Genomic DNA, 21,602 nt, shown 5'->3' on the forward strand with positions numbered 1-21,602 from the left:
GGTTCACCCCTGGACTTGACGTGACCGGCGCGGTGGCGCCGTACTTGCCGACAACACGCTTCCACCGGTGGACGGCGGCAACGCCAGCCCGGCACCTTCCATGCTCTTGCTGAACCGGATCTCGCGCGAATCCGAGATCGCTCGGGGATCGAAGTCGGGATCGAGCATGACGCCCCAGATCTTGCGCATCTGCATGCCGATGTTGCCGGCGTCGTAGAGCGGGAAGACGGCCGCCTCGCGCAGGAACTTCTCGACGGGATGGCGCCTGTCGAGCGCGTTGACGCCCATCACCTGCATGGCACGGAAGACCGCATTGAACAGCGTCTCCCCGCAGAACACCTTGGCCATGGCACCGACCGCATGGCCTTCCGAGTCGTGCAGGTCCAGGTAGTGCGCGGCCTTCCACGAGAAGGCGCGGCAGGCCTCGATCTTCATCGCGATCTCCGCAAGCGCATAGCCGACCGCCTGGTGATGGATGATCGGCGCGCTTCCCCCTGCGGTCGTCGTCTTGGCCCAGGCGAGCACGAACTCGTACGCCGAGCGTGCCACGCCGACAGCGGCAATCGCGGCCACCGGCCCCGACCAGGTGAAAGCCTTGCTGATGACCAGGTCGCCGTCGCCGATCGCGAAGGCGTTCTCCTCGGGAACCCTGCAGTTCTCGAAAGTGATCGTGTTGTTCTGGCACAGCCGGTGACCGAGCTTGGAGATCGGCGGGCCGTAGCTGACGCCGGGTGTGCCGCGCGGCACGACGATGGCGCTCAGCCCCGCCGTCCCGCCCTTCTGCGGATCGGTGCGGACGATGCACACGTTGACGTTCGCGCCCTTGAGGTCCCAGCCGCCGGCATTGGCCGGCCAGTACTTGGTGCCGTCGAGAACATATTCGCCGCGGCCCTTGTCGAGCTTCGCCACCAGGCCGATGCCCGTCGGATGGGCGCCAGGGTGATCGAAGTTGGCGGTGCCGCCCGGCGACCCGGCGGCCTCGCTCACGACCCATCCGGCCAGGTACTCGCCCCGGGCATCGCTCGTCGCCGCGCGCAACCACTTTTCCTTCTGCGCATTGCTGCCGAACCAGGCCAGCGGCATCAGCGCGAGGCCATTGACCAGCAGGACGGTCGCGAAGCCGGGATCGACCGCGGTGATCTCCTCGGCCACGATCTGCAGATCGACATTGCTGACGCCGCCACCGCCGTAGTCCTTGGGCAGGAAGCCCATGGCGAATCCCAGCTTGTGGCACTCCACGTAGGCGCCCTTGAGCATCTCGAAGGCGCGCTGCGTGTCGGGCTCGTCGTCGGCGGCGCGCACGACCGGCTGCAGGATCTCGACCGCGAATTCGCGGGCATTTCGCTGCAGCCTCTGCTGTGCCGTGGTGAGCGTGAAATCGATGCTCATGGTCGCCTCTTCGGACGGTTGGATCGTGAGGGAGTCAAGCCTTCGGCTTGAAGCGGAATCGACAGGCGTCTTCGCCGCGCTGCATGCACGCCTGATGCTCGACCTCGGCACCCATCAATCCGGACAGGAAGCCAATGTCGAACCGGCAAACTTCGGGATAGTCCTTGGACAGGTCGTGATAGACGCAACTGGTGCACTGCACGCGCGGCAACTTGTCGGAGGGCGCCGCCGCGATCGTGACCGCCCGGAATCCTGTCTCGTTCATGACGCTGACGATTTCGTTGATGCGTTCGACCCGGTTCTTGCCGATGAGACGCGGAATCAGGTCGGCCGATGTCCTGACACCGAGGTCGTACATGCTCTTGCCGAGTTCCTCCTCGCCGAATTGCTCGCGCATCGACTGCAGAAGCAACCTGGAGAACCACGCGTATTTCTTGGGGAAGAGGTTGACGCCCGCTTCGGTCAGCACGTACAGCTGGCCCGGACGCCCACCCGTCCTGCGGGAGGCAGGCGCCCGGCTGACGTAGCCCTCGCGCTCGAGCACCATCAGGTGCTGGTTCACGGCCGTCCTGCTGAGGCCGACTTCCGTGATGATCTCGTCCACGGTGGACCCGGACTTGTGATCCAGCAAGTGGGTCAGCACGTTCTGCCGGCTGTCGCCTGTCGCCATCGTCTTCACGGGAAAGACCTCCGGGTCCGAGTTATGTCTATATTTCTAGACATAATAGGCAAAAAGCCCCGGAAGTCAAACCTGCACAGGCAGTCTTTACCTGACGCGCAATGCGCCAAAAGGGTGCGCGGCGCGGCCTGGAGGCCGGCGGACCCGTTCAGAGGGTCGAACCGCGCATCCTAGTGCCCCGCGCTCTGGCCACCGTCGACGTGCAGGATCTCGCCCGTCACGAAAGACGCGGACTCCAGGTAGAGCACGGCATCGGTGATGTCGCGGACTTCGCCCATGCGGCCGAGCGGATGAAGCGCCGCGAGCCCGGGGTGTGTCTCCGCGGGATGCATCGTCGTCTTGATGACACCCGGCGCCACGGCATTGAAGCGGATGCCGCGCGCGGCGTACTCGATCGCCAGCGACCGGGTCGCCGCATTCAGGCCACCCTTGGTGAGCGACGCGAGCGCCGACGGCACGTTGACGTTGGCATGATCGACCAGGCTGGTCGTGATGCTCACCACATGACCGGAGCGATTGCGTTCCATCGCCTCGACGGCGGCCTGGGTGATGTGAAAGAAGCCCGCGACGTTGGTGGAGATCTTCGAGAGGAAATCGGATTCCGTGTACTTCGTGAACGGCTTCGCGATGAAGATGCCCGCGTTGTTGATCAGCGTGTCGATGCGCCCGAAGCGTTCGAGCGCCTCAGAGACGACCCGCCTGGCCGTCTCGATCGAACCGATGTCGCCTGCGACCGTCAGGATGTCGGGATCCTTGGACGGCTGGATGGATCGCGACGTCGCGATCACACGGTACTCGTGATCGCGGAACGCGTTGACCAGTCCCGCGCCGATGCCCTGGGATGCACCCGTGATGATGACCACCTTCTGACTCGAACTCATGGCAAATCCTTTCTTGCAGCGATTGCTCGCCGGATGTGGTGCGCCTAGCGAAGCGACTTGAATGCCGCGCGCATCTCGTGCGCGAAGAGTTCAGGCTCTTCCCATGCCGCGAAGTGGCCGCCCTTGTCGACCTCGTTGAAATAGATCAGCTTCGGGTACGCGCGCTGCGCCCATGACTTGGGTGCCTGGTAGATCTCGCCAGGAAACACGGTGATCGCCACGGGCACCTTGATTTCCGTGGTGCGCTGCGCCGGCGAGCTGAAGTTGTTGTTGTTGTTCTCCCAGTACAGCCGCGCCGACGAGACGGCGCTGTTGGTTAGCCAGTACAGCGTGATGTCGTCGAGCATCTCGTCCTTCGTCAGGGAACGCTCCGCCTCGCCGCCGCTGTAGGTCCACTGCGTGAATTTGTCGTACATCCACGCGGCGAGCCCTGCGGGGGAGTCCGAAAGGCCGTAGCCGACTGTCTGCGGGCGCGTGACCATCATGGCCCCGTAGCCCGCGTTCTTCTTGAAGAAGTTGTTCAGCGCGTCGTACGCGGCCTTCTCCTTCACTGACAGTCCCGCCGGGGCGGGGTTGCCGCCATCGAGCGCCTTGGCGGCTTCCTTCGGCACGGTTGCCGGCATGTTCACGTGAATGCCTCGCAGGCCCTGGGGCGCCTGGCGTCCCATCGCGTCGGCGACCACGGAGCCCCAGTCCCCGCCCTGCGAGACGTAGTGCTTGTAGCCCAGCCGCTTCATGAGCACGTCCCACGCACGCGCCATGCGATCGGGTCCCCAGCCGGTGCCGGTGGGCCGCTCCGAGAAACCATAGCCCGGCATCGACGGGATGACCACATCGAAGGCATCTTCCGCACGCCCGCCGTGCGCGGTGGGATTGGTCAGCGGATCGATGACCTTGATCAGTTCCAGCACCGACCCCGGCCAGCCGTGCGTGATGATGATCGGCAATGCGTTCGGCTGCTGCGAGCGCACGTGGATAAAGTGGATGTTCAGCCCGTCGATCTCGGTGGTGTACTGCGGCAGCGCGTTGAGCTTCGTTTCGATCTTGCGCCAGTCGTAACTCGTGCCCCAGTAGCGCACCAACTCCTGCAGGCGCACTTCCGGCACGCCCTGCGACTGGTCATTGACCGTTTCCTTGTCCGGCCACCGCGTCGCCAGCACGCGCTTGCGCAAATCGACGAGGGCCTCTTCGGGCATCTGGACCTGGAAGGGACGAATGGCATCGCCGGCGCCATCGGGCTTTGCATTGTCCTGCGCGAGGCTCTGTGCGCCGATCAGAACCAGACCCGATGCCATGGCGATGGATGCAATGACCGACTGAACCTTGTGACGGGTCCGAAACGATGGGGTAGTCAAGATTCACACTCCAGAGTTGGAAGAAACGAAAAGAGACCTGTGCCGCACGGAAGCCCATCAGAGCAGAGGGGAAGGCATTGATCCATTGAACCAAGGTATCGTCGATACCTTCGTATCTCCTCCGTGCGCGCGCACGAGAACGATCACCCGAACGAAAAGGAGAAGACCTCGGCACCGGAGTCTTCGAACGCGATCTCGAAGCGGCGATCCGCGATCGGATGCGGCAGCCGGACCAGCTGGTACATCCGGGGTCCGGAGAGCGTTCCGCGTCCTTGCGCGTCGACGTCGACGCCATGCCCCGGTCCCGGTGGCTGGCCGTCGATCGAGATCGTGAATGGCACCGGCCTGTTCATGGCCTGGCCCATCACCAGATGCAGGTCGCGCGCATGAAAGCTGAAGGCGATGCGCCCGCCCTTGCCTTCCAGGACCGCCGCGTCCTCGCGCAAGGTCCACTCGCCCGCGAGAGCCCATTGATTGAGACGAAGCCGCGACGGAAGCTCGTAGGTGCGGCGCGTGTTCAAGACCGCACCGTCGGACGCGAGGTTGCTGGTTCGCGCGTAGCCGGTGTAGGTCTCCGGGGATCTCAGGTTGCCCCAGTCGGCAGGCGCTTCGACACCCGTCGCAGCAGGCGCCACAAGATCGAGTTCGGGCGTGCCGGGGCTGTTCTCGGACAGCAGTCGCTGGATCATCCTTTCCGACTTGTCGTAGTCGCCCTCTCCGAACTGGCGGTGCCTGATGCGTCCCTTCGCGTCGAGGAAGTACAGCGCGGGCCAGTACGCGTTGTCGAAGGCGCGCCAGATCGTGTGTTCGCTGTCCACGGCCACCGGATAGGTGACGCCGATGTCCCTCACGGCGAGCCGGACGTTGTCCAGTTCCTTCTCGAAAGCGAACTCCGGCGAATGCACTCCGATCACGACGAGGCCCCGTTCCTTGTACTTCGCAGCCCACGCGCGAACGTACGGAAACTCGCGGCGCCAGTTGATGCACGAATAGGTCCAGAAGTCGACGAGCACGACCTTTCCGCGCAGCGCCGCCGACGAGAGCGGTGACGTGTTGAGCCAGGCCGTCGCTCCGTCGAGTCGCGAGAGATGGTCATTGGCCGCCAGTCCCCGCCAATCGACGAGTGCGGCACCGGCCAGCGTCATGAAAGTGCGTCGATCGTTCATCGAGAGATGATTCACCGCACCGAATGCGCGGCCATGCATGAAAGGGTAGGCCGCGAAGCCAGCGACACCATCATGCTGTCGTCATACGCACGCCTGGGTCGGAAGACCTACATGGGGCGGCTCGTACGCCACCGTTGAGCCGCCGTCACGCCGCGGACGTGGCCTGCCGCAGCGCTTGCAGCAATGCGGCCTCGCTGAAGGGCTTGAGCAGGCATTCGATGGCCCCCTGCTGCCGCAAGCGCTGCCGAAGCCGTTTGTCCGCGCGGGCGGTCATGAAGACGACCGGAACGCGTTTCCCGCGGTGCCGGAGTTCGCGCAGCAGCTCCGGCCCTGACATGCCGGGCATCGTGACGTCGAGCAGAAGGCAATTCACCTGGTCGACCTCGTCCGACGCAAGGAACGCTTCGGCGGACGCAAAGGCCCGAGACGCGAAGCCCAGCGCTTCCAGGAGCAGAGGAAGCGCTTCGCGAACCGACACATCGTCGTCGACGACTGCCACGACCAGTTGAACAGGCATTCAGGCGATCTCACGCTAGAGGGTTGAGTTGCGCGAGCCGTCGTGCTGCGCACGGACGAGACTCTAGGTCCACCGCCGGTCAGGGACCTGTCCGGCGGGCGCATCGACTGTTCCGAAAGGCGCAACCGCATCCGGCGCTCATGAGAGCAGGAGCGGCGCGTCCTTCGAGTTGAGCTTCTCCAGCACCAGCTCGATGAATGCCGACACCGCCAGTGGCAGTTGCCGTCGGCTCGGGTAGAACACGCTCAGCCCCAGGCTCGTCCTCCGGTATTGCGGGAGCACGGGCACGAGGACGCCCGCCTGGACATCGAGACGGACCAAGGGTGGCGGCAGCAAGGCAATGCCAAGCCCAGCCACGGTGGCCTTGCGCAGCGCCTGGGCCGTGTTGCCACTGAAACGGCCCGCGACCTGCACCTCTTCCTCCACCCCGTCGGGGCCGGCCAGGCGCCAGGTCGCGTGGCCGCTCGGATGGGCCGTGATCACGCAGTCGTGCCTGCCCAGATCCTGGAGCGTGACAGGGGCGCCGCGCGTGGCAATGTAGGAAGGGCTGGCCACCATGCCGTCACTGCGGACGCCGAGAAGCTGGCGCCCGACGTAGCCCGAATCGCGCAAGGGGCCACCCCGAAACGCGACGTCGATCTGCTCGGCGATCAGATCGGCCTTCGCATCGCTGAGGACGAAGTCGAGGCGCACCCGCGGATGCTTGGCCAGGAAGCCAGCCACCCATTCCATCGGGAAGAAGTCGAAGAAATCGGCGGGCGCCGCCACACGCACGAGGCCGCTGGGTTCCTGGCTGCCCGTCAGCAACTCCTGTCCGGCCTCCAGCAGCCCGTCGACGGCACCCGCACAGCGCTCGTGGAACGCAAGGCCTGCCTGGGTGAGCGTGAGCTTGCGGGTGGATCGCTGCATCAGCCGCGTGCCGAGCCGGGTCTCGAGCTGCTGAATGCGCCGGCTCACGGTGTTGGGCGGCAGCCCCAGGCGTCGCGCCGCTTCGGCAAAGCTGCCGCAACGCACCACCTGCACAAACATCGCGATGTCGTTCAGGTCGAGCATGGCGGGCGATTCCTTTCATCGGTGGACGAGTGCAATCCGATTGTGCGGTCTAGTCGACGAACGGGTGCGGCCCTAACCTTCCGATCACCCGGCTTCACAGCCCGACCAACTCCGCAAAGGAAAAGCAAGACATGAACGCACAACCACCTCGCATCGGCATCGTCATTGGCTCGACGCGCGAAGGCCGCTTTGGCGACAAGCCCGCGCAGTGGATCCACGAACTCGCCCGACAGCGCACCGACCTCAAGGTCGAACTGATCGACCTGCGTGATCACCCCCTGCCCTTCTTCGACGAGGCGATGTCGCTGGTCTACGCACCGGCGAAGAACGAGGCCGCGCTGCGCTGGGCCGACAAGCTGGCCACGCTCGACGGGCTGATCGTCGTCACCCCCGAGTACAACCACGGCCCGAGCGCGGTGCTGAAGAACGCGCTGGACTACGCCTACAAGGAGTTCAATCGCAAGCCGATCGGCTTCGTGGGCTATGGCGGCGTCGGTGCGGCGCGCGCCGTCGAGCAGCTTCGGCTGGTGGCCACCGAACTCCAGATGGCGCCGGTGCGTCATGCGGTCCACGTCGGCCTGGTGGAGTTCCTCGGCATCTGGCAGCAGGGCAAGCGCTTCGAGGACTTCCCGCATCTGGCGCAGGCGGCCACCGGACTGCTCGACGACATTGCCTGGTGGGCCAAGGCACTCAAGACCGCGAGGGAAGCCGCATGACCGTCAACGCCACGCTGGCCGCTACGGAGCGTGCCATCGTCTACCGCACGCGCGGCCACACGCACGGGCCGATCACGCGGCTTGCAAGCCCGGGCGACCTCGGCGAATTCCTCAAGCCCTTCGTGTTCCTCGATCTCTTCGGCTTCACCCCCGAACCGGATCACCAGGGCTTCGGCATGCATCCGCATTCCGGCATCGCGACGCTGACCTTCCTGATCGACGGCGCTGTGCGCTACGAGGACACGACGGGCAAGAAGGGCGAACTTCCAACGGGGGGCGTCGAGTGGATGCGCGCGGGCAACGGCGTGTGGCACACCGGCGCGCCGATCGGCAACGCGCCGGTGCGCGGCTTCCAGCTCTGGGTGGCCCTGCCCGCTTCGGAGGAAAACGCGCCGGCGCAGAGCATCTACCTCGCGCCTTCGCAGGTACCGCAGGAAGGCCCGGCGCGCGTGCTGCTGGGTCGCCACGGCGCGGCCGCCAGCGCCATTGCGGCACCCGCGTCGATGAACTACCTGGCCGTGCACCTGAAGGACGGCGAACGTTGGCGCTACGTGCCACCGGACGACCACACCGTCGCCTGGGCCGCGGTCAGCGAAGGCCGGCTCGACGCAGGAGACCGCACCGGCGGGCCGATCGGATCGGGCGAGCTGGCGGTCTTCGAGGAATCCGGCGTCGCCATCGACTTCGCGGCGCACGGTGACACGACCTTCGTCCTGGGCTCGGCCGTGAAGCATCCGCACGTGCTCGTGACGGGGTACTACTCGGTCCACACCAGCCAGGCCGCGCTCGAACAGGGCGAGGCCGAGATCCGCCGCATCGGCCTGCGACTGCGGCAGGAGGAAGAGCGACGCCTCAGGTCCGCAGCGGCCTGAACCCCGCGCGCACCTCCGACACGAAGAGCTCGGGCTGCTCCCATGCCGCGAAGTGCCCGCCCTTGTCGAGCTGGTTGTAGTGGATGAGCTTGGGATAGGCCCGCTCTGCCCAGCTCCGCGGAGCGGTATAGATCTCGTCCGGGAAGGCGCTGATCGCTGCCGGAATGGGCACGTGCTTCGGCGCGAAGAAGGCCAGCTTGCTTTCCCAGTACAGGCGCGCCGAAGAGACACCCGTCGACGTCAGCCAGTAGAGCGTGATGTTGTCGAGGATGTCGTCCCGCGTCAGGCCTTCGGGGCGCCCTTCGAAGACGCGCGCGATGAGCGCGTAGCTGCGCGCGTCGTGGTCGAGCATCCAGGCGGCGAGACCGACCGGCGAATCCTGGATGCCGTAGAGCGTCTGCGGGCGGTTCCCCATCTCCTGGGCGTAGGCCACGCCGTGCTTGTAGAAGAAATCGAGCTGGTCCCACGCGCGTTTCTCGTCGGCCGAAAGACCGGCAGGCGGCGCCTCGCCGAACTGGAGTGCCCTGGCCACGTCGTCCGGCACGGCCGCAGGCATGTTGGTGTGAATGCCGAGCAGTCCGGGCGGTGTCTGCAGGGCCATCTGCTCGGTGACTGCATTGCCCCAGTCGCCGCCTTGCGCCACATACTGCGTGTAGCCCAGTCGATTCATCAGGACGACCCACGCACGGGCCGTGCGAACCGGATCCCAGCCCGTGGCGGTGGGCTTGCCCGAGAACCCGTGGCCCGGCAGCGAGGGAATCACGACGTCGAAGGCGTCCGATGCGCTTCCGCCGTGTGCCGTCGGATTCGTCAGCGGTCCGATGATCTTCAGCTGCTCGATGATCGAGCCAGGCCATCCATGCGTGACGATGAGCGGCAGCGCATTCTGGTGAGTCGAACGCACGTGGATGAAGTGGATGTCCAGCCCGTCGATCGTGGTCATGAACTGAGGCCATGCATTGAGCCTGGCCTCGCACTTTCGCCAGTCGTATGCATTGCTCGCCCAATAGCGTGCAAGCGCCTGCGTCGTCGCGAGTTGCACGCCCTGCGACGCATCGGTCACCGTCTCGCGCTCCGGCCACTTCGTCGCCTTGATGCGCCTGCGCAGGTCCGTCAGATCCGCCTGCGGATAGCTGACACGGAACGGACGAATGGCGGCTTCGGAGTTCGCCCTCTGCGCGTAGCCCGGGGAAGGCGCGAACGTGAAGAGGGGTGCGGACAGCGCGGCTGCCGACCCGGCGACGAACTCGCGCCGGCTGAATGACGAGGAAGACGAGGAGGACGAGGACGTGGACGTGGACGTGGACATGGTCGAATCCTTGTTTGGGAATTGACTCCATCGATGCGCAATGCGCGGAGGGAATCAAATCAAACGAGGCAGGAGCGGTCTATTGGACGAAGGTGTGTCCCATACCTTGGTATCAATCCTGCGCGGCCAGCACGTTCGCTTGCGTCTTTCCGTACGGATAGAACCCCGACTTGTCGCCCTGCGCCCAGGCCGCGCGCTGTGCTTCGCTCTCGATGCTCCAGTCGGTACGGCAGCGTTGCAGCACCGAACGCAGATCAAGACGCAACTCCTCCACGGTCGGCCTGCCGAAGAACCAGTAGCCGTTGTAGATCTTGTGGATCCGCAGCCCCGGCTCGAGCACTAACGTGTGGGGGATCATGGGGTCGTGATGCGGATCGGTGTATTCGGCGATGTCCAGATCCTTTTGCACTTTGCGGCCCGTATCCGAGAGGAAGGTCCAGTGGGCGCCGACGCCCGCGCGGAATTCGTTCGTCTCGAGGATGTTGTCGGTCGAAATGGTCACGAGGCGGCAGTAGCCGACCTGCATCTCGCGGTGCAGTTGCAGGAGTCCTTCGTGCTGCCGCCTGTCCTTTGGACAGAAGCCACCGCGCGCAAGTACCAGCACCAGGGGATCTTCTCCCTGCAACTCCGAGAGCGTGCAATGCTTGCCGCGGTGGTCCGAGAGCGCGTAGTCCGGGAAGATGGCGCCGGGAACGATATCGGATCGCATAGGGGTAGCCTCCTTGGCCAATGAGACCTGACACATGGCCTCGCGTCGATTGGACGATGGTGTCGATGACGCGGTTCCCGATTCAAAATGTATCGAGCGGGTTTCCGGGGCTCTGGCATTGCATGAAGTGCGTTGCGCCCGGGAATGGAACAATGTGGCACATGAATGTCCGACTCCATCAACAAGTCAGCGATCTCGAGGAAGTCCGCATGACGAATCTGCCTCCGCTTCCTCCCCCGCCACGCCCGAATGAGGTCGCGAACCGCGCGTCTCCATCGGAGATGCCCGACGCGGAGACGCTCAAGTCGCTCGAGTGGCTGGGCTGGGTCGCCGAGCAGCATCTGCGCGGCTGTACCCCGGATTCGATGCTCGCCGTCATGACGGCTGCAGGCCTCGAACGCGAGACCAGTGCATCGGTGATCGAACTGGTGCCGAGCAATCCGATCTACATCGCGGCGAGGCGTCAGGCGCAGTTGCTGCGCAAGCTCGAATCGACGGCCGCCAACCTGCAGACCTTGTGGGAGCTGGATCCGACCTACGGCGCGGTGGACAAGCGGGCGGTGCTCTCCGATGAGGAATTCATCCAGCGCTATGTGCACGGGTGTCGCCCGGTGGTGCTCACCGGCCACACGCGCGACTGGCCCGCCATGCAGCGATGGTCGCCGGCCGATCTCAAGTCGCGATTCGGTCATCTCGATGTCGAGATCCAGGCCGAGCGACAGGCCAATCCGCGTTACGAGGAGGACAAGCTGTCGCACCGGCGCTCGGCCCGCCTGGCGGACTTTGTCGATCAGGTGCTGCGCGGCGGCGAGAGCAACGACTACTACCTCACCGCCAACAACGAGGCGCTGCGACGGCCGGACTTCGCGCCATTGCTGAACGACATCGGCAGCCTGCCGCCGTGCTGCAACCGCGCCGAACTGGCCGAGCGCTCGTCCTTCTGGTTCGGCCCTGCGGGCACGGTGACGCCGCTGCATCACGACACCTTGATGCTGTTCCACACGCAGGTGGTCGGGCGCAAGCGCTGGCGCCTGATCTCGCCATTGCAGGGGCCGCGCCTCTACAACACGAACGGCGTGTTCAGCCCCATCGACCTCGATGCGGTCGACCTGAAGCAATATCCCCTGTTCGAGGGTGTGCGCGTGCTCGAGGTGGTGGTCGAGCCGGGCGAGACGATGTTCCTGCCGCTGGGCTGGTGGCACCAGGTGCGGGCGCTGGACGTCAGTCTGTCGTTCTCATACTCGAACCTGGACCTGCCGATTCCGAACCAGTTCACCTACATCGATCCGCAACTGCCGCCCGCGTAGGACGGCGGGTCTTCACAGATCCAGGATCCCGCGCTTGAGCGCAATCATCACGGCATGCGTGCGATCGGACGCGTCGAGCTTCGGCAGGATGCTCTTCATGTGCGTCTTGACCGTTCCTTCGGAGATGTCGAGTTCGGCGCCGATCAGCTTGTTCGACTTGCCGGCGGCGACCCGCCGCAACACTTCGGTTTCGCGCTCCGTCAGCGCATCGTCCGCAACGTGTTCGGCGATGCCCGTCGCGATCTCGGGCGGCACGCAGCGCCTTCCCGAATGCACGATGCGGATCGTGTCGGTCAACTGCTTCCGCAGCAGATTCTTCAGCAGGTACCCGGCCGCGCCCGCCTTCAGTGCGGCGGCCGCCTGGGCATCTCCCGTGTAGGTGGTCAGCACGATGATGCGCGCTGTCGGGAATTCGGACCGGATCGCCGTGATGGCTGCGATCCCGCTCATGTCGGGCATGCGCAGGTCCATCAGCGTGATGTCCGGACGAAGGCGTCGGAAGCTCTCGATCGCCTCGAGCCCATTGCCGGCCTCTCCCACGAGCACCATGTCGCCCTCGCCATCGAGCACCGCGGCGATTCCTTCCCGAAGCAACTGGTGATCGTCGACGGTGAGGATGCGAATGACCTTGGCGTCTCGCTGCTGCATGGAACGACTCCGATCGGAAACAGGCCGGGGACTCACTTTACTTCGGTCGTGGGAAGCGCGGCTCTCCCGAAAGTGGCAGACGGTGACGCCCTGATCTCGGGTACTGTCCGGCCCCCTCCTGGTGCACGCTCGGCATTGTGCAGCGCCTCTTCAACATGTTCCCTCCCGGATGGCCGGGAATGGCCTTGCTCGCACTGCGGGCCTCGGTCACGCTTGCGCTGCTGATCGACATCCTTGGTCAGGGGCACGGCATGTCCCAATGGGTGGAGGGTGCCGGACTGCTGCTTTCGGTGGCCGTGTGCGCGGGCTACCTGACACCGGTCGCCGCCGTCATGGCGCTGGTGTTCCATGTGCTCATCTGGTGGCTCCAGGGCATCGACAGCGCTTTCGTGGCGAGCATCGTCCTGCTGGACGCGCTGGCGCTCGCGCTTCTCGGCCCGGGGGCGTACTCGGTGGACTCGTACCGCTTCGGGCGTCGCGTGGTCGTCCTTCCACCGCGCTGAGACGCCGGCCCGGTCCGCCTTCCGGACGATCCACGGGTGGGTCTTGCTCCGGATTCGATGGCGGTCGACGGGTCGAACAATGGGCAGTCCCACCCACCATTCATTGAGGTAAACGCATGAGCAAGATCCTGATGGTTCTCACGTCGCACAACATCCTCGGCAGCACGGGTCGACCGACCGGCTTCTGGCTGGAAGAGTTCACGGCCCCCTACTACGTCTTCCACGACGCGGGCGTCAAGGTCACCGTGGCCTCGCCGAAGGGCGGGCAACCGCCGATCGATCCCAAGAGCGACGATCCGGCCAACCAGACCGATTCGATGACGCGCTTCAAGGGCGACAAGGCCACGCAGGCCGTGCTGGCGAGCACCGTCAAGCTGGCCGACATGAAGTCCGCCGACTTCGATACCGTCTTCTACTCGGGCGGACACGGCCCGATGTGGGACCTGGCCGAAGATCCCGTGTCCATCGCCCTCATCGAATCCTTCTACGACGCCGGCAAGCCGGTCGCGGCGGTCTGCCATGCGCCGGGCGTGCTGCGCCACGTGAAGTACAAGGGCGAATCGATCGTCAAGGGCAAGCGCGTCACCGGATTCACCAACACCGAGGAAGAGGAAGTCCAGCTCACGAAGATCGTTCCGTTCCTCGTCGAGGATGAACTGAAGCGACTGGGTGGCCTCTTCGAGAAGGTCGACAACTGGAAGCCTTTCGCCATCACCGATGGTCGCCTGATCACCGGCCAGAACCCGGCCTCCTCGACCTCGGCCGGCCAGGCGCTGCTCAAGCTGTTGAAGTAGGTGCGTCGCGCCGCTCAATGAAGGTCCGCCGGTAGGCGGACCTTTTGTCGTGCCCGGCCAAAGAGATCAGAACGAGACTGCGGACTTCAACCCGATGACGAAGGCATTCGCATTGGCGGTCGTGCCGCCGGGATGCACGACGTACTGCAGGTTCGGACGCAGGTAGAGGCTCGGGATCGGCGACCAGCTGTAGTACAGCTCGATCGCGTATTCGTTGCCATCGCCGGCAACCGCCCGTTGTCCCGTGCGCGCATTGTTCTCGCGCACGAAGCGGGCAAGGCGACCATTGTTGTGGGTGGCCCCGACGGCAAGGCCGATGGCATCGCGCGCGCGATCGAACGGCCCCTGGTACATCACCCCGGCGGCGATCTGCCGATCGAGAACGGCCGTGGCGCGATCGGCCTGGGAGATATTGAGGAACACGGTGGCGCCACGGCCTCCTCCGCTGCCCGTGACCTGCTGCTGGAAGTTGAGGTATGCGCCGTACTGGCCGCTGTGCTCGAGCGGCTCGAGGCCGGTGATGCCGCGAGGATTCCGGTTGACGTCGTCGTACAGGTCGACGCCGTCGGAGGTGTTGTACCAGCCGCCCACCTTGTACGAACCGGGCCGGCCGTCGAAGCTCGGCAACCAGCCGAATTCCAGCGGAATCAGTGCGCCGGTTGTGCCGGCCGGGTTGTCCAGCTTCCAGCCGCTGCGCTGCGCATAGCCGTCGTCCACGTAGACCGGATTGACCTGGTAGACGCCGACCTGCGCGTAGGCCTGCGGAGACGGCTGGTACTTGATGCGCGTTGCCCATTGACTGGTCGGCCAGTTGACCCAGTAGCTGCTGACGAGGTTGCCCGGCTGCGAACCGCAGAAGGTCAGGTTCTGGAAGTCGCACGAGAAGCTGGCGAAATCCTCGCCCACCGTCAGGCGGCCGAACTTGACTTCGAGCTGGTCGTCGAACAGCCGCTGGTTCACCCAGAACTGCGTCAGATGCCACGTCTGCCCGCGGCCGTAGATTTCCTGAAGCAGCATGCTGTTGCCGATGTTCGCATCCGCGCCGAGGTTGCGCCCGTTGCGATCGGTCACGGTTCCCTGGAAGGTGCCGCCCTTCCATCCCCACAGCTTGTTCAGGTCGGCGGTGACACCGAAGACCCACTGGTCGGCGTAGCGCGTCAGGTGTTCGCTGCCGCCGCTGAAGTTGTGCGCGAGCTGGCCGCCATAGCCGAGATTGAAGGCGAGTCCTTCACCTTCCAGACGCGTGCGTTGTCCTCCCCAGTCGCCCAGCAGATAAGGACGCGACGCGATGTCGTCGGCGTGCGCGCCGGCCACGCCGAGCATCAGCAGGACTGCGGCCAGGGAAGGGGCTTTCGAAATGCGGCGCATCGAAAGCGATCAGATCAGAGCCCTCCCTCTCGATCTATTGAACGATGGTATGGACTGCCACGCTTCAAACGTTGTGCAGCCGACTCGTGCGTCGAACTTCCGCACGACAAGCGGATGGCCCTGGAGACAGTTGGATGCGACGCCAGACGGGCGGACACTCGCAGGCATCGAGCGATACCAACGTGCAATGGCGATTCCCTCCCGTCTGTAGTCAGATCGCGAACTGTCGCGCAACACTGACCTTGGCAATGCGCCAAGTCCCAACAGTCGGAGAAGTCAATGAACCCAAGTTCGTCCCGTCACCTCAACGTCCTGGTGATGTACCACGACCCCATCGTCTGCGCCGGGCTGGTCGCAGCGCTGCGCCAGGAGGCGAACTTCGAGATCCTGGTCCACGGCGTCGACAACCCGGCATCGAGCAGCCTCCCGATCGACGTCGTGATCGCGGACTACGCCAATGCGATGCTGCTCGCCGAGATCGACGTGCGGAAGACGCACGGGCAACTCGCCGAACCGAGGATCCTGGCCCTCACCGCCAGGGACCGCGAGGCCGACATCCGACGGGCGCTTCAGGCGGGGATCCGCGGGTACCTGCTGCTCGGCGGATCCCTGCACGAACTGATCGACGCTGTCAGGGCGGTGGGCAACGGCGCGCGATGCCTGTGTCCGGCCGTGGCCGAGCGCCTCGCCGAGAGCCTCGCAGGTGTCACGCTCACGCTGCGCGAGAACGAGGTGTTGCGACTCGTCGCGGAAGGTCAGTCCAACAAGGCCATCGCCAAGCTCCTGGCCATCGAGCTCGGGACGGTGAAGTCGCACGTGAGCGCGATCATGACCAAGCTCGGCGCCAGCTCCCGCACGCAGGCCGCCAGCATCGCGGTGAATCGCGGGCTGGTGGATGAGTCCGGATCGAGAAGCGAAGTGTTCTCCTCATCGCGTGCGCCCATGGTCGAGCTGCGGGCGCAGTTCGCCTGACCGGGGCCCGCACGGCCGCTCGGCGGCCCGACGCACAGCAACGGAGCGCCATTCGCTCTTCTGATCCCACCACTGCCTGCAACACCAAGGAGAGTCACCGTGTCCACCTCGTCGTCGTCCCGCCCCGCCTCCGATTCCGACAGTGCCGAACATCGGCTGAAGACGCTCGGCATCCGGCTGCCGTCACCGCCCAAGCCGCTCGGCACCTACGTCGAGTCGGTGCAGTCCGGTCAGCTGCTCTTCCTGACCGGGATGCTGCCCATCGAGGGCGGCGAGGCCAAGTTCCAGGGCCGCGTCGGCGCGGAGCTGGATGTCGAGGCAGGACGCCAGGCGGCGCATCTCGCGGCGCTCAACGGCCTCGCCGTCGTGCGCAAGCACCTGGGGTCGCTCGACAAGGTGGCGCGGGTCGTCCGGCTCGGCGTGTCCGTCGCCACTTCGGGCGACGTCCGCGACCATCCGAAAGTCGCGGACGGCGCTTCGCAGCTCCTCCAGGATGTGTTCGGGAAAGACAGGAACCCCTGTCGCCTGGTGCTCGGCGTCGCGAGCCTTCCCCTCGGCACCCCGGTCGAGCTCGAGCTCATCTTCGAGGTGATGTAGAACGCGCCGGCGCCCGCCCTCAATCTCCTTGCCGACGTCGCGGATGTTTCCCGGCGCGCAAACTCCCGAACCCGAAGAGGGAGCTGTCGCCGACACCTTCGTCCAATGGACTGGCCGAGCGCGCTCTGATGAGATTCGATCCCCCGCCAAAGGAGAAACGTGATGATCACTCTCAGCATCAACGGTAAAAGCCGCGCGCTCGATGTTCCGGACGACATGCCGCTGCTGTGGACCTTGCGCGACGTGCTGGGCATGACCGGCACCAAGTTCGGATGCGGCATGGGTTTGTGCGGGGCCTGCACGATCCACATCGACGGACAGCCGGCACGCTCGTGCCTCACGCCGGTCTCGGCGGCGGTGGGAAAGAAGATCACCACGATCGAAGCGATCGGCACCACGCCGGCGGGCAAGAAGATCCAGGCCGCCTGGCTGGCATCGAACGTGCCGCAGTGCGGCTACTGCCAATCGGGCCAGATCATGTCGGCCTGCGCCTTGCTCGCAGCCAACCCCCAGCCCAACGATGCGGACATCGATGCCGCGATGTCCGGGAACATCTGCCGCTGCGGTACCTACCCGCGCATACGTGCGGCAATCCACCAGGCCGCCGGCGCCAAGATCGCCTTGTCCCATCCCCGCACCGTGACGGAGGTGTGAGATGAAATCCGCGCTGATCGACACTGCCATCGCGGCGCCTTCGCGCCGGGACTTTCTCGCCGTCACGGCCACCGGCACGCTCGGCATGCTTGGCGGAGGATTCGTGCTCGGCTTCGGCCTGCCCGCGCGCGGCGAGATACGCGACACCCTCACCACCGACGCCGCGTTCGCGCCGAATGCCTTCCTGCGCATCGACCGCGCCGGCAAGGTCACGTTCGTGATGCCCGTGATCGAGATGGGGCAGGGAACCTACACGTCGGTCCCGATGCTCATCGCGGAGGAACTCGAGGTCAATGTCGACAAGGTCGCGATCGAGCATTCGCCGCCCGACGACAAGATCTACGTGAACCCGCTGATCGGCGTGCAGATGACAGGCGGCTCGACCGCCATCCGCGGCACGTACGTGCCGCTGCGCCGTGCGGGCGCGACGGCCCGCGTCATGCTCGTGACCGCGGCAGCCAAGCGCTGGAATGTCGACCCGTCGACCTGCCACGCGGAGAACGGCGAGGTGGTGCATGGGCCCACCGGGCGCCGACTCGGCTACGGCACCCTCGCGGATGCCGCGGCGAAGCTGCCAGTGCCCGAGAACGTGGCGCTCAAGGAGCCGGGCGACTTCAAGCTGATCGGGACGCCGCATCGGCGCCTGGACATCGCCGGCAAGGTCGACGGCAGCGCGAAGTTCGGCATCGACAGCCGGCCTCCCGGCATGAAGTTCGCCGTCGTGAGCGCGTCGCCGACCTTCGGCGGCAAGCTCGTCTCGCTCGACGAGGCCAAGGCGAAGGCGGTCCCGGGCGTGAGCCAGGTCGTGCGGCTCGACGATGCGATCGCGATCGTGGCGCGCCATACCTGGGCGGCCAAGCAGGGCCTCGCAGCGGCCGATCCGCAATGGGACCCAGGCCCGAACGCGAAGCTGTCGACGGCCGACATCGTGGCCCAGCTCACCGCGGCGTCGGAGAAGCCGGGCGCCGTCGCACGTCACGACGGCGATGCCCCCGCGGCCCTGGGGCGTGCGGCGCGGCGCCTCGATGCGGCCTACGAGCAACCCTTTCTTGCGCACGCAACGATGGAGCCGATGAACTGCACCGTGCAAGTGACCAAGACGGGCTGCGACATCTGGGTCGGCACGCAAGTCCCCGGGCTCACGCAGGCCGCCGCAATGAAGGTGACCGGCCTGCAGCGCGAACAGGTCCGCGTCCACAACCACCTGCTCGGCGGTGGCTTCGGCCGCCGCCTGGAGTTCGACGGCACGGTGCGGGCGGTGCAGATCGCCCAGCATGTCGAGGGCCCCGTGCAGGTGATCTGGACCCGTGAGGAAGACATCCAGCACGACATGTACCGGCCGTACTACTACGACCGCCTGAGCGCGGGCGTGGACGCCGACGGCAAGACCCTCGCGTGGTCCCATCGCATTGCCGGCTCCTCCATCGTCGCCCGCTACTCGCCCGCATGGATCAAGGACGGCATCGATCCCGATGCGGTCGACGGCTCCGCGAACCAGCCCTACGGGATCGGCGACATCCACGTCGACTGGGTTGCGCTGGAGCCCCCCGGCATCCTGACGGCGTTCTGGCGTGGGGTGGGCGTGACGCGCGGGACCTTCGCGGTCGAGAGCTTCGTGGACGAGCTGGCCGCCAGCGCGAAGCAGGATCCGCTGGCCTATCGCGTGGCGATGCTCGACAAGAACCCGCGCGCGAAGAACGTCCTGCAACTCGCCGCGCAGCAATCCGGCTGGGGCCAGCCGCTGCCGGCCGGCCAGGGCCGCGGCATCGCACTGTGCATCGGCTTCGGCAGCTTCATCGCGCAGGTCGTCCAGGTGAGCATCGACAAGGACGGCACCGTCAAGCCGATGCATGCGTGGTGCGTCGTCGACTGCGGCATCGTGGTGAATCCCGACACGGTGCGCGCCCAGATGGAAAGCGGCATCGTGTTCGGCCTGTCGGCTGCGCTGTTCGGCGAGATCACCCTCAAGAACGGCCGCGTCGAACAGACCAACTTCGGTGACTACCGCGTGTTGCGCATCCACGAGATTCCGCAGATCGACGTGCATGTCGTCAAGAACCTGGAGGCGCCCGGCGGCATCGGCGAGCCCGGCACCTCGTGCGTGATGCCGGCCTTGACCAACGCGATCTTCGCGGCCAGCGGCAAGCGCATCCGCAAGCTGCCAGTCGGCGAACAGCTGCGCCAGGCGTAAAGAGGGACGGAGTGCCGATCCCCCGGGCGATGGCGTCGGGGGATTGATTACATCGGGTATCTGCAGTTGTTCCAGGCCCGGATGTTTAAACCACGGAGAAGCACAGATATGGGAGTTGGCGGTGACGACGGCGTGTCCGTCTCCCCTCCGTTTCACATCGACTCTTCTCAAGGAAAACATCATGAGCAACGACTCAAAGACAGTGGTGATCACGGGCGCCTCGCAGGGCATCGGCGCAGCGCTGGTCAAAGCCTATCGCGAGGCCGGCTTTCGCGTCATCGCCAACTCGCGCTCCATTGGCGCCAGCACCGATCCGGACATCCTGAATGTGGCCGGCGACATCGCCGACCCGGCCACCGCCGAAAGAATCTTCAGCGAGGGCCTCCGACGCTTCGGCCGCGTCGACACGCTCGTGAACAACGCGGGCATCTTCACCGCCAAGCCCTTCACCGGATTCACCGCCGAGGATTGGGCGAGCAACCTGGCCATCAACCTCGGCGGCTTCTTCCATGTCACCCAACGCGCGGTCAGGCAGATGGAGTCCCAGGGATCGGGACATATCGTGCAGATCACCTCGAGCCTGGTCGACCAACCCATCAGCGGCGTGCCCTCGGTCCTGGCGTCGATCACCAAGGGCGGCCTGAACGCCGCCACCAAGTCGCTGGCGATCGAGTATGCGACGCGCGGCATCCGCGTGAACGCCGTCTCGCCGGGCATCATCAAGACGCCGATGCATCCGCCGGAAACGCATGCAGGGTTGGCCACCCTGCATCCCGTCGGGCGCATGGGCGAGATCAGCGACATCGTCAAGGCGATCCTGTTCCTCGAGAACGCACCGTTCGTGACCGGCGAAATCCTGCACGTCGACGGCGGCCAGTCGGCAGGCCGCTGGTAAGGCGCCATACGGCCGCACGCCGCGGCCGGGGCGTTCGAAGCAGAATGACGGGAGCAGCACGCATTGGCCTTCAGAGGAACCGGCCCGTATGACGCGACAGTTCGACGACATCATGCTCGGAAGCCTGGAGCTGTTCTGCATCGCGGCGGAACTCGAAAGCTTCACGGCGGCGGGGCGGGCGGCGGGCCTGAGCCCCGCCGCGGTCAGCCGGACGATCGCTCGGCTCGAGACCCGGCTCGGTGTGCGCCTGTTCATGCGGACCACGCGGCAGATTCATCTGACCGACGCCGGCCGCGCCTACTTCGAGCAATGCCGGCAGGCCCTGGATCTGATGCGCGACGCCGAAGCCCGGCTCACGGGTGCGCAGCAAGCGCCGGCCGGACTGCTTCGGCTCAGCGTCGCCTCGCCCTACGGCCACTATCGCGTGCTGCCGCTCCTGCCGCGATTCCGCGCGCGTTATCCGAAGGTGCGCATCGAGGTCCATCTGAGCAACCGCAACATCGACTTCACCGGCGAAGGCTTCGACCTTGCGATCCGTGGCCGCGCGCCGCCGGACTCTGGCCTGATCGCGCGCAAGCTCGAAGACGCCGACCTGGTGCTGGTTGCGGCCCCGGCCTACCTCGCGCGCGCGGGGACGCCGGCCTCCGTCGATGCGCTGGCGATGCACGACTGCGTGCAGTTCGTTCTGCCAAGCACGGGGCTGCCCGTCCCTTGGCTCTTCCACAGTGAAGGGCGCGACTTCGAGCTCGACACGCCACCGACCTATCTCTGCGCCGACGACTACCTGGGCGCCGTGACCCTGGCACGCCATGGCGCCGGCATCTTCCAGACCTATCGCTTCATCGTGCAGGACGATCTCGCGCAAGGTCATCTGCAGGAAATGTTGTCCGAAGCCGGTGGCTGTTCCAGGCCGTTCTCGCTGATCTACCCGAACCGCCATCACACGGCGTTGCGCGTACGAGCCTTCATCGATTTCCTGCTGGCGGAGCTGGCGGACGGCGGCAAAGGCGCGGCGCGCTGAATTGGC

The 21,602-nt window shown here is 65.7% G+C and carries 22 protein-coding genes; 11 read left to right on the top strand and 11 right to left on the bottom strand.

From position 1 onward, the window contains the following. Positions 1–3: 3 nt before the first annotated feature. The 7 genes from ACSFBL_RS03010 to ACSFBL_RS03040 all read right to left on the bottom strand — a co-directional run bounded on the left by ACSFBL_RS03010 (position 4) and on the right by ACSFBL_RS03040 (position 7,040). The gene (locus tag ACSFBL_RS03010) at positions 4–1,389 is read right to left on the bottom strand and encodes an acyl-CoA dehydrogenase family protein (RefSeq protein WP_435514254.1); all 1,386 of its coding nucleotides are present in this window, start codon (positions 1,387–1,389) and stop codon (positions 4–6) included. A gap of 34 nt (positions 1,390–1,423) precedes the next feature. Continuing rightward, entirely contained in the window at positions 1,424–2,059 is a 636-nt protein-coding gene (locus ACSFBL_RS03015) for a helix-turn-helix transcriptional regulator (protein WP_435514525.1), read from the bottom strand. Positions 2,060–2,238: 179 nt separating this feature from the next. Further along, positions 2,239–2,949 carry an SDR family NAD(P)-dependent oxidoreductase gene (locus tag ACSFBL_RS03020; protein WP_435514255.1) on the bottom strand — a complete coding sequence of 237 codons (711 nt, stop codon included), beginning with the start codon at positions 2,947–2,949 and terminating at the stop codon, positions 2,239–2,241. A gap of 44 nt (positions 2,950–2,993) precedes the next feature. Then, complete coding sequence (locus tag ACSFBL_RS03025; protein WP_435514526.1) at positions 2,994–4,244, bottom strand: epoxide hydrolase family protein; 1,251 nt, start codon at positions 4,242–4,244, stop codon at positions 2,994–2,996. A 203-nt stretch (positions 4,245–4,447) separates the two neighbouring features. Then, positions 4,448–5,470 (bottom strand): redoxin domain-containing protein, encoded by a 1,023-nt coding sequence (locus tag ACSFBL_RS03030; protein WP_435514256.1) that lies wholly within the window; start codon positions 5,468–5,470, stop codon positions 4,448–4,450. Between the two features lie 145 nt (positions 5,471–5,615). Continuing rightward, the gene (locus ACSFBL_RS03035) at positions 5,616–5,987 is read right to left on the bottom strand and encodes a response regulator (RefSeq protein WP_435514257.1); all 372 of its coding nucleotides are present in this window, start codon (positions 5,985–5,987) and stop codon (positions 5,616–5,618) included. A gap of 138 nt (positions 5,988–6,125) precedes the next feature. After that, positions 6,126–7,040 carry a LysR family transcriptional regulator gene (locus ACSFBL_RS03040; protein WP_435514258.1) on the bottom strand — a complete coding sequence of 305 codons (915 nt, stop codon included), beginning with the start codon at positions 7,038–7,040 and terminating at the stop codon, positions 6,126–6,128. 131 nt (positions 7,041–7,171) lie between these two features. Between ACSFBL_RS03040 and ACSFBL_RS03045 the strand changes: the two genes are divergently transcribed. Then, on the top strand, positions 7,172–7,756 hold the full coding sequence (locus ACSFBL_RS03045; protein WP_435514259.1) for an NADPH-dependent FMN reductase: 585 nt from the start codon (positions 7,172–7,174) through the stop codon (positions 7,754–7,756). Then, positions 7,753–8,628, top strand: a complete 876-nt coding sequence (locus tag ACSFBL_RS03050) for a pirin family protein (protein WP_435514260.1) — start codon at positions 7,753–7,755, stop codon at positions 8,626–8,628. Before ACSFBL_RS03045 ends, ACSFBL_RS03050 begins: the two co-directional genes overlap by 4 nt. On the opposite strand, the gene ACSFBL_RS03055 is transcribed toward ACSFBL_RS03050, so the two are convergent. Both ACSFBL_RS03055 and ACSFBL_RS03060 read right to left on the bottom strand, forming a co-directional pair. After that, a complete protein-coding gene (locus ACSFBL_RS03055; protein ID WP_435514261.1) occupies positions 8,609–9,937 on the bottom strand; it encodes an epoxide hydrolase family protein in 1,329 nt (442 codons plus the stop codon). The two genes, ACSFBL_RS03050 and ACSFBL_RS03055, sit on opposite strands and share 20 nt — an antisense overlap. Before the next feature lie 112 nt (positions 9,938–10,049). After that, the gene (locus ACSFBL_RS03060; RefSeq protein ID WP_435514262.1) at positions 10,050–10,646 is read right to left on the bottom strand and encodes a redoxin domain-containing protein; all 597 of its coding nucleotides are present in this window, start codon (positions 10,644–10,646) and stop codon (positions 10,050–10,052) included. Between the two features lie 209 nt (positions 10,647–10,855). Between ACSFBL_RS03060 and ACSFBL_RS03065 the strand changes: the two genes are divergently transcribed. Continuing rightward, on the top strand, positions 10,856–11,953 hold the full coding sequence (locus ACSFBL_RS03065) for a cupin-like domain-containing protein (protein WP_435514263.1): 1,098 nt from the start codon (positions 10,856–10,858) through the stop codon (positions 11,951–11,953). Between the two features lie 12 nt (positions 11,954–11,965). Here the strand turns inward: ACSFBL_RS03065 and ACSFBL_RS03070 are convergent, their stop codons facing one another. Further along, positions 11,966–12,601: a response regulator gene (locus tag ACSFBL_RS03070; protein ID WP_435514264.1), complete on the bottom strand. Its 636-nt coding sequence runs from the start codon at positions 12,599–12,601 to the stop codon at positions 11,966–11,968. 179 nt (positions 12,602–12,780) lie between these two features. Between ACSFBL_RS03070 and ACSFBL_RS03075 the strand changes: the two genes are divergently transcribed. Beyond that, positions 12,781–13,104 carry a hypothetical protein gene (locus tag ACSFBL_RS03075; RefSeq protein WP_435514265.1) on the top strand — a complete coding sequence of 108 codons (324 nt, stop codon included), beginning with the start codon at positions 12,781–12,783 and terminating at the stop codon, positions 13,102–13,104. A gap of 116 nt (positions 13,105–13,220) precedes the next feature. Next, entirely contained in the window at positions 13,221–13,898 is a 678-nt protein-coding gene (locus ACSFBL_RS03080; protein WP_435514266.1) for a type 1 glutamine amidotransferase domain-containing protein, read from the top strand. Positions 13,899–13,964: 66 nt separating this feature from the next. Here the strand turns inward: ACSFBL_RS03080 and ACSFBL_RS03085 are convergent, their stop codons facing one another. Then, on the bottom strand, positions 13,965–15,266 hold the full coding sequence (locus ACSFBL_RS03085) for a carbohydrate porin (RefSeq protein ID WP_435514267.1): 1,302 nt from the start codon (positions 15,264–15,266) through the stop codon (positions 13,965–13,967). Between the two features lie 279 nt (positions 15,267–15,545). Here ACSFBL_RS03085 and ACSFBL_RS03090 point away from each other — a divergent pair, with 279 nt between their 5' ends. The 6 genes from ACSFBL_RS03090 (at position 15,546) to ACSFBL_RS03115 (ending at position 21,596) form a co-directional block, all read left to right on the top strand. Next, entirely contained in the window at positions 15,546–16,238 is a 693-nt protein-coding gene (locus tag ACSFBL_RS03090) for a LuxR C-terminal-related transcriptional regulator (protein WP_435514268.1), read from the top strand. A 99-nt stretch (positions 16,239–16,337) separates the two neighbouring features. Then, the gene (locus ACSFBL_RS03095) at positions 16,338–16,835 is read left to right on the top strand and encodes a RidA family protein (protein WP_435514269.1); all 498 of its coding nucleotides are present in this window, start codon (positions 16,338–16,340) and stop codon (positions 16,833–16,835) included. A gap of 162 nt (positions 16,836–16,997) precedes the next feature. Beyond that, complete coding sequence (locus ACSFBL_RS03100) at positions 16,998–17,489, top strand: (2Fe-2S)-binding protein (RefSeq protein ID WP_435514270.1); 492 nt, start codon at positions 16,998–17,000, stop codon at positions 17,487–17,489. Position 17,490: 1 nt separating this feature from the next. Then, the gene (locus tag ACSFBL_RS03105; RefSeq protein WP_435514271.1) at positions 17,491–19,680 is read left to right on the top strand and encodes a xanthine dehydrogenase family protein molybdopterin-binding subunit; all 2,190 of its coding nucleotides are present in this window, start codon (positions 17,491–17,493) and stop codon (positions 19,678–19,680) included. 181 nt (positions 19,681–19,861) lie between these two features. Continuing rightward, positions 19,862–20,575 carry an SDR family NAD(P)-dependent oxidoreductase gene (locus ACSFBL_RS03110; protein WP_435514272.1) on the top strand — a complete coding sequence of 238 codons (714 nt, stop codon included), beginning with the start codon at positions 19,862–19,864 and terminating at the stop codon, positions 20,573–20,575. Positions 20,576–20,663: 88 nt separating this feature from the next. Continuing rightward, positions 20,664–21,596, top strand: coding sequence for a LysR family transcriptional regulator (locus ACSFBL_RS03115; protein WP_435514273.1), 933 nt, complete (start codon positions 20,664–20,666; stop codon positions 21,594–21,596). The last annotated feature ends 6 nt before the right edge of the window (positions 21,597–21,602 follow it).

Source organism: Variovorax glacialis (assembly GCF_051216375.1).
Lineage (GTDB): Bacteria > Pseudomonadota > Gammaproteobacteria > Burkholderiales > Burkholderiaceae_C > Variovorax.